General features: G+C 71.3%; 8 protein-coding genes. 3 read left to right on the top strand and 5 right to left on the bottom strand.

Features of this window, described 5'->3' with window-relative positions:
- The 3 genes from ACYQ0U_RS19160 to ACYQ0U_RS19150 form a co-directional block, all read left to right on the top strand.
- Nucleotides 1-1,105: Ldh family oxidoreductase (locus ACYQ0U_RS19160; protein ID WP_459975479.1), on the top strand; the 1,105-nt coding region annotated here is incomplete at its 5' end.
- Nucleotides 1,102-2,190 (top strand): mandelate racemase/muconate lactonizing enzyme family protein, encoded by a 1,089-nt coding sequence (locus ACYQ0U_RS19155; RefSeq protein ID WP_459975478.1) that lies wholly within the window; start codon nucleotides 1,102-1,104, stop codon nucleotides 2,188-2,190. The genes ACYQ0U_RS19160 and ACYQ0U_RS19155, both read left to right, overlap by 4 nt.
- Nucleotides 2,187-2,870, top strand: a complete 684-nt coding sequence (locus tag ACYQ0U_RS19150; protein ID WP_459975477.1) for an HAD family hydrolase — start codon at nucleotides 2,187-2,189, stop codon at nucleotides 2,868-2,870. Before ACYQ0U_RS19155 ends, ACYQ0U_RS19150 begins: the two co-directional genes overlap by 4 nt.
- A 10-nt stretch (nucleotides 2,871-2,880) precedes the next feature.
- Here ACYQ0U_RS19150 and ACYQ0U_RS19145 read toward each other — a convergent pair whose 3' ends face one another.
- From ACYQ0U_RS19145 to ACYQ0U_RS19125, 5 genes are read right to left on the bottom strand one after another with little or no spacing between them, the layout of a single operon-like run.
- The gene (locus ACYQ0U_RS19145; protein ID WP_459975476.1) at nucleotides 2,881-3,282 is read right to left on the bottom strand and encodes a thioesterase family protein; all 402 of its coding nucleotides are present in this window, start codon (nucleotides 3,280-3,282) and stop codon (nucleotides 2,881-2,883) included.
- A gap of 41 nt (nucleotides 3,283-3,323) precedes the next feature.
- Nucleotides 3,324-4,235, bottom strand: a complete 912-nt coding sequence (locus tag ACYQ0U_RS19140) for a cyclase family protein (RefSeq protein ID WP_459975475.1) — start codon at nucleotides 4,233-4,235, stop codon at nucleotides 3,324-3,326.
- Nucleotides 4,236-4,237: 2 nt separating this feature from the next.
- Nucleotides 4,238-4,666, bottom strand: coding sequence for a MaoC family dehydratase (locus ACYQ0U_RS19135; protein ID WP_459975474.1), 429 nt, complete (start codon nucleotides 4,664-4,666; stop codon nucleotides 4,238-4,240).
- A complete protein-coding gene (locus ACYQ0U_RS19130) occupies nucleotides 4,663-6,306 on the bottom strand; it encodes an AMP-binding protein (RefSeq protein WP_459975473.1) in 1,644 nt (547 codons plus the stop codon). The genes ACYQ0U_RS19135 and ACYQ0U_RS19130 overlap by 4 nt, the downstream gene beginning before the upstream one ends.
- Nucleotides 6,303-7,283, bottom strand: coding sequence for an aldo/keto reductase (locus ACYQ0U_RS19125; RefSeq protein ID WP_459975472.1), 981 nt, complete (start codon nucleotides 7,281-7,283; stop codon nucleotides 6,303-6,305). Before ACYQ0U_RS19125 ends, ACYQ0U_RS19130 begins: the two co-directional genes overlap by 4 nt.

Genomic DNA, 7,283 nt, shown 5'->3' with positions numbered 1-7,283 from the left:
GCTCGTGATGGAGTCCGCGCCGGTCGGCGAGCTCGTCGACTGGACCACGCGCGTGCTGGAGCGCACCGGACTCGGCGCTGACGAAGCCGCGATGGTCGCCGACAGCCTCGTCTTCGCCGACCTGCGCGGGGTCAGCACCCACGGTGTGCTTCGCCTCCCCACCTATGTCGAGCGACTGAGCGCCGGTGGCATCAACGTCCGCTCCCGACTCAGCGTCGTGTCGGACGCCGGCGCCCTGGTCGTCGTGGACGCCGACGCCGGCCCGGGCGCCAGCACCGGCGCGGCGGCCGCCGACCTGGCCGTGGCGCGAGCCCGCGCACACGGCATCGGCTGCGTGATCGCGCGCAACGCCAACCACTTCGGCGCGAGCGCCTACTTCACCAACCGGATCGCCGACGCGGGGATGGTCGGCGTCGCCGCCTGCAACACCGAGCCGGTGATGTGCGCGCCCTTCGGCGGCGCCCCGGTGCTCGGCACCAACCCGATCGCGGTGGCCGTGCCCGCGCCGTACGACCGGCGTCCGCAGCTCGACATGGCGACCACGGTGACCAGCCAGGGCCGGCTGATCATGGCGCAGCGTGCGGGCGAGGACATCCCCATGGGCTGGGCGGTCGACAGCGACGGGAGGGCCACCACCTCCGCGGCTGCCGGCCTCGACGGCGCGCTGCTGCCGGTCGGCGGGCCCAAGGGGTTCGGGCTCGCCTTCGCGGTCGACGCGCTGCTCGCCGTGGGGGGCGCCGGGACCAGCCCCGACGTCGTGGCGCTGTCGGGCGATCCGGCCACGCCCCAGCGCCTCGGACATCTCTTCATCGCCGTCCGCGCCGACGTGGTCGCCCCCCTGGACGACTATCGCTCGCGGATCGACTCCCTGGTCGACGCGGTCCACGCCAGCGGGGGCGAGCTGGACGTGCCACCCCCGCTCGTCCCGGGCGAACCCGAGGTGCGCCGCGAGCGGGAGGCCGACGGCCGCGTCGATCTGTCCGCGGCCGTCCTCGCCGACCTGCAGCAGGTCGCCGACGCTCTCGACGTCCCACTTCCGATCTCCCTGACCGGCGCACCGGCGCCGGTTGCTCCCACCCTGGCAGAACAAGGCGGACCTACGTGACGACCATCCAGTCCCTCCAGACCGACTACTTCCTGGTACCCCTGGAGACCGTCCTCAGCGACAGCACGCACGGCACGATCCCTCACTTCGAGCTGGTCACCGTGCGGGTCGTGGACAGCGACGGCGCCGAGGGGATGGGTTACACCTACGCCGTGAACTCCGGCGCCCGCGCGTTCCATGTCCTCATCGAGGACTACCTGGCGCCGGTCGTCGTCGGTCAGGACCCGGACCGGATCGAGAAGATCTGGCAGGACATGTGGTGGGCCGTCCACTACTCGGGTCGCGGCGGCCACGCCACGTCCGCGATCTCCGCCGTCGACATCGCGCTGTGGGACCTGCGCGCCCGGAAGGCGAACCAGCCGCTCTGGCGGCTCTTCGGCGGCTACGACCCCCAGGTCCCGGTCTACGCCGGCGGGATCGACCTCGACTTCACCGTCCCCGAGCTGCTCGAGCAGGCGGACCGGTTCCAGGAGCAGGGCTACCGCGCGATCAAGATGAAGGCCGGCCGGCCCAGCCTGAGCGAGGACGTCGAGCGGGTGCGGAGCATGCGTGAGCACCTCGGTGACGACTTCCCGCTGATGGTCGACGCCAACATGAAGTGGAGCGCGGACCAGGCGATCCGGGCCGCGCGCGCCCTGGAGGAGTTCAACCTGCTGTGGATCGAGGAGCCCACGATCCCCGACGATGTGGCCGGGCACGTCCGCGTCGTCCGTGAGGGGCGGACGCCGGTGGCGACCGGCGAGAACATGCACACGCTGTACGAGTTCCACACGCTCATGTCGGCCGGCGGCCTGACCTACCCGGAGCCCGACGTGACCAACTGCGGCGGGATGACGACGTTCCGCAAGATCGGGGCCCTGGCCGAGGCGCACAACCTGCCTCTGACGTCGCACGGGGCGCACGACCTGACCGTCCACCTGCTGGCCGCGGCGCCGAACCGGACCTACATGGAGTCGCACGGCTTCTCGCTCGACCGCTACCTGGCTCACCCGATGGAGATCGTGGACGGCTACACCACGGCACCCGAACGACCAGGGCACGGCATCGAGCTGGACTGGGACGCGCTCGAGGCGCACCGCCGATGACCGCGACCGAGCGCCGGCTGATCCTCTGGGACATCGACGGCACCCTGATCTCCAACGACGACAACGAAGAGGTGCTCTTCGTCCGGGCCCTGGAGGCCGTGGTCGGCCCGGTGGCCGAAGTGGTGCACCCCTACCGCCACGGCAAGACCGACCTCCAGCAGGTGACGGAGTATCTGCTCGCGAACGGTGGCTCAGAGGACGACGTCGCGGCGGGAAGCCGGTCCCTCGTCGAGGTGTCGGAGGCCCACTTCGCGACCCCGGGGGAGCGGATCGTCCAGCCCGGGGTGGCCGAGATGCTCGTGGCCCTCGCCGAGGCCGGCCACGTGAACGCACTTCTCACGGGCAACGGACCGGTTCGGGCGCGGCTCAAGCTGCGGTCGGCGGCACTGGACCCCGGCCTCTTCGACTTCGAGCGCAGCTTCTTCGGGGCGGAGTCCGCGGTCCGCCCCGACCTCGCCCATGCGGCGGCGGCGCTTGCGGCAGAGGAAGGGCTGGTCCCCGTGATCATCGGCGACACGCAGGCAGACGGACATGCGGCCGCCGACGCCGGCATCGGGTTCGTGGGCGTCGCCACCGGGGTGTACGACGTGGACCGGCTGCGCGAGGTCCCGCACCTGGCCGTGGTGCAGGACCTGGGCACCGGCGCGGCGGCGGTGCTGTCTGCGCTCGCCGGCCGGTGACCCGGGGTCGTCAGAGAGAGGCGACCTTCTGCGCCTTCTCGGCGAGGCGAGTGCCGAACTTCTCCAGGTCGACCACGAAGCGCTCGTGCTTGCCCGTGCAGACCGTGTCGAACTCGTCGGTGGCCACGATGTCGAAGACCACCCGTCGGCGGTCCACCTCGGTGACGGTCGCCGTGCACACGACCGTCTGACCCTTGAGGGTCGCGGCGGAGTGGGCGATGTCGATCGTCGTACCCACGCTCGACTGGCCCTCGGGAAGGTGCGGGGCCAGCGCCTCGATCGCGGCGGCCTCGAGCAGCAGCACCAGGTCAGGGGTGGAGAAGATCTGGTAGTCGCCGCGGGTCGTGCAGTACTCCTCGGTGATGAGACGCTCCAGCGTCCCGGCGGTGCCGACGGTGATGTCTTCGAGCATGGTGGTCCTTCGCAGGTGAGTAGCGGGCAATGACGGGCTGATCAGAGGATCGCCAGCGGGTTGACCGGCGAGCCGGTCCCGCCGGGGATCCGGAGCGGGGCCAGGACGAAGAGGAAGTCCCACCGTCCGGCCGCGGAGCACGCCACGGCGGCGTCCTCCAGGTTCAGGTTGTCGATGAGCGGCATGCCCATCGCAGTGAGGGCGAGGGCGTGGATCGGGCTCTCGACGCCGTCGACGCCGCTCGGGCGGGAGTCGCTGTCCCCGTCACTGCCGAGCACGACGGTGTCGGTGGCGTGCAGCCACTCCATCGCCTCCGGCGCCAGGCCGGCGCTGAGGTTCGACGGGTCCCACGCTCCCAGCTCGGCGCGGCGCCGGCGGTGACCGGTGCGCACGAGGACGACGTCGCCGGGCCTGCGTTCGGTTCCCTGCGAGGCGAGCGCGGAGAGAAGGTCCTCAGGTCCCGCTGCCGTGCCGGGCTCCAACCATCCGACACCGGCCGCGCGCGGGAGGTCGACGAGGACGGCGCGGGCCACGACTCCCTCGCGCAGTTGGTCGACCGCACCGAAGCGGCCGCCGCGGCTGTCCACCGCGTCCGCCGAGCCCACCCCGTTGTAGAGGCGACCGCGGAAGCTGCAGTGGCACAGTGCGTCGACATGGGTCACGGACTTGCCGTGGAAGTCGAAGCCGACGAAGTCGGTGTTGACGCGTGGCTCGCCTCCGCCGACGTCGGCCTGCTGGGTCATGTAGTGGAGGGTGGGCCTGCCGTTGTCCGGCCCGCTCACGGTGTCGAGGTCGTGGGACAGGCTCACGACCTGGCCCGACCGCGCTGCTGCCGTCGCGTCGAGGCGGCTCCGGTCATCGAGGAGGTTGAGCGTGCCGCGCTGGTCCTCAGTGCCCCACCGTCCCCAGTTGCTGACCCGATCGAAGAGCGCCTCGAACGTCGACGGGTCCACGGTCAGGACTCCCCGTCGACGGGGAACATGACGAGCTCCGCCTCACCCTCGACGACGACCTCGCCGCCGTTCTTGGACACGGTCGTGTCGACAAAGACGCGGCGCCGGTCCTCGTCCTTGCCCGTGACCACCGTCTCGACGGTGATCCGGTCGCCGATGCGGACCGGACCGCGGAAGCGCAGGTTCTGGGAGACGTAGGCACTGCCGACACCCAGCAGCTGGGCGAGCGTCGCGCCGATGTAGCCGCCGCACTGCATGCCGTAGGCGATGCGACCCCCGAACCGGGTGGAGGCGGCGAACTCCTCGTCGAGGTGCAGCGGGCCCCGGTCGCCGATGAGCCCGCCGTACATGACGACGTCGGCGTCGGTGATCGTCCGGGTCCAGACCTCGCGGTCGCCGACCTGGACCTGCTCGACGGTGATGACCTTCACTGCTCGACCTCCTGGATGACATGACGAAGAGAGATGCCGGCGGCCTTGCGGTCCCAGGTGTCCTCGGTGACACCCTCCGTACGCAGCTGGACCTTCTGCGGCTTGCCGGTCGGCGTCCGCGGGAGCGCCTCGAGGTAGCGCAGGTAGCGCGGCACCATGAAGTGCGGCAGCTCGCCGGCGAGGTGCCGGATCAGCTCGGCCTCGTCGGGACGGCTCCCGGGGGCAGGGACGACGCACAGCAGGACGTCGTCGTCGCCGTCGAACTCCGACGGGACGCCGACGGCCGCGCACTCCGCGACGCCGGGATGGGTGAGGCCGGCGATCTCGATCTCGAACGAGGAGATGTTCTCGGCCCGCCGCCGGATCCGCTCCTTGACCCGGTCGACGAAGTAGACGTAGCCGTCGTCGGCGAGGTAGCCGAGGTCGCCGGTGTGGAACCACAGGTTGCGCCAGGTCTCGAGGGTGACCTCCGGCATCCGCAAGTAGCCCTGCATCATGGTGAACGGCCGCTTGGGCCGCAACACCATCTCCCCGGTCTTGCCGACGGGCATCTCCTCGTCGGTGTCCGGGTCGACGATGCGCAGCTCGAAGTGCTCCGACCGCAGTCGACCGCAGGACCCGAGGCGCAGCGGCTCGTCGAACGGCTGCCAGATGGGGATGGTGACCTCGGTCATGCCCCAGGTCTCGATACCCCTGATGCCGAACCGCCGCTGGAAGTCCAGGGCGAGGTGCGCGGGGAACGGCGAGGCCATGATCCGGGTGATCGGGTTGTCGGCGTCGTCGGGAGACTCCGGCAGCTGGTAGAGCATCTCCACCAGCGGCCCGTGCAGCAGGGCGATCGTGCAGCCGTGCTCGCGGGCCCGCGGCAGGAACGCCTCCACCGCGAACCGGGTGTCCAGGACGACCCGGCCGCCGGTCATCATCGACCCCATGATGCCGATGAACTTGCCCGCGACGTGGAAGAGCGGGATGAAGCAGTAGAAGGCGTCGTCCGCCTCCATGCGCGCCCCTTCGACGCCCAGTCGCGAGAAGAGGCGGATCTGCCCGTGAGGCATCATCACGCCCTTGGCGGGCCCGGTCGTGCCCGAGGTGTACACGACCGAGGCGATGTCGTGGGGACCGACCGGCACCTGGGGGTCGGTGTCGCTCCCGAGGAGGTCCTCGAACTCGATGACCGTCCATCCCGGCACGTCCACCGCGCCGGTGCCGGTGGCGCCGTACACCACCACGGTGGTGAGGTGGGTGAGGGTTTCGCGGATCTCGACGAGCCGGGGGAGGAGCTGCTCCTCGACGAAGGCCACCCGCGCCTGCGAGTTCTGCATGACGTGCTCGAGCGAGCGGCCGCGGTACCCGGTGTTGATCGCGACCTCCACCGCGCCGGCCAGCGAGATCCCCAGCCAGGTGCAGATCGAGTCGGGAGCGTTGTCGGCCATGATCACGACGGACTCGCCCCGGGCGATCCCGGTGGCGAGCAGGCCGTTCGCCACCGAGCACGCCCGGGAGTAGGCCGCGGCGTAGGTCATCGATCGGCCGTCGACGTCGCGGACGAACTCGCGCCCGCCGTCCGCGCTCGCCCGCCGGCGGAGCAGGTCGGGGAGCAGGTCGTCCGGCGCCGGCTCGAGCGCGTGCGTGGCCGTCACAGGTTCACGGCCGACATGTCGGCGTACCGCTCGCCCGCCACGGCGTCGGGCGGCACGATCTCCTCCAGGCGGGCCACGTGCTCGGGCGTGAGCCGGAGGGCGGCGGCGGCGACGTTCGCCTCGAGGTTGCGCACGCGCTTGGTGCCGGGGATCGGGACGACGTCGTCCCCGCGCGCAAGGACCCATGCCAGCGCGAGCTGGGCCAGGGTGCAGTCCAGCTCGTCGGCGATCTCCCGACACGCGTCGACGAGCGCGAGATTGTGGTCGAGGGCATCGCCGCTGAACCGCGGCGAGGTACGGCGCCAGTCGTCCTCGGGCAGGTCCGACGCCGAGGTGATCGCGCCGGTGAGCAGTCCACGGCCCAGGGGGCTGTAGGCCACGAAGCCGATGCCGAGCTCGCGGCACACCGGCAGCACCTCGGCCTCGACGTCGCGGCTCTGGAGCGAGTACTCGCTCTGGACGGCCGTGATCGGGTGGACGGCGTGTGCCGCGCGGATCGTGTCGGGGGCTGCCTCCGACAGGCCGAGGTAGCGGACCTTGCCGGCCGCCACGAGCTCGGCCATGGCGCCGACGGTCTCCTCGATCGGGGTCTCCGGGTCCACCCGGTGCTGCCAGTAGAGGTCGATGTGGTCGGTCCCGAGGCGCTGCAGGGACAGGTCGCAGGACTGCTTGACGTACTCGGGCCGGCCGCACACGCCGTGGTTGCGGCCAGTCGAGTCCCGGACGAACCCGAACTTGGTGGAGAGCACGACGCGGTCGCGGACGGCCGCGAGGCCGTGCCCGACGACGGCCTCGTTGGCGAAGGGGCCGTACACGTCAGCGGTGTCGAAGAGCGTCACGCCCAGGTCGACGGCCCGGTGCAGCGTGCTGCGGGACTCGGCGTCGTCGAAGTCCGTGCCGTAGGTGCCGGACATCGACATGCAGCCCAGGCCGACGGCACCGACCTCGAGTTCCGGACCGAGCTTGCGGGTCTCCAT

Source organism: Nocardioides pyridinolyticus (genome assembly GCF_054653575.1).
Note: the sequence above shows the minus strand (reverse complement) of the source record. Positions and strands in the feature narration are given on the sequence as shown.

What these genes read in the sequence shown, in the direction of transcription:
- ACYQ0U_RS19150 (WP_459975477.1), top strand. Translation starts at nt 2,187, where the DNA reads ATGACCGCGACCGAGCGCCGGCTGATCCTCTGGGACATCGACGGCACC.
- ACYQ0U_RS19145 (WP_459975476.1), bottom strand. Translation starts at nt 3,282, where the DNA reads ATGCTCGAAGACATCACCGTCGGCACCGCCGGGACGCTGGAGCGTCTC.
- ACYQ0U_RS19125 (WP_459975472.1), bottom strand. Translation starts at nt 7,283, where the DNA reads ATGGAGACCCGCAAGCTCGGTCCGGAACTCGAGGTCGGTGCCGTCGGC.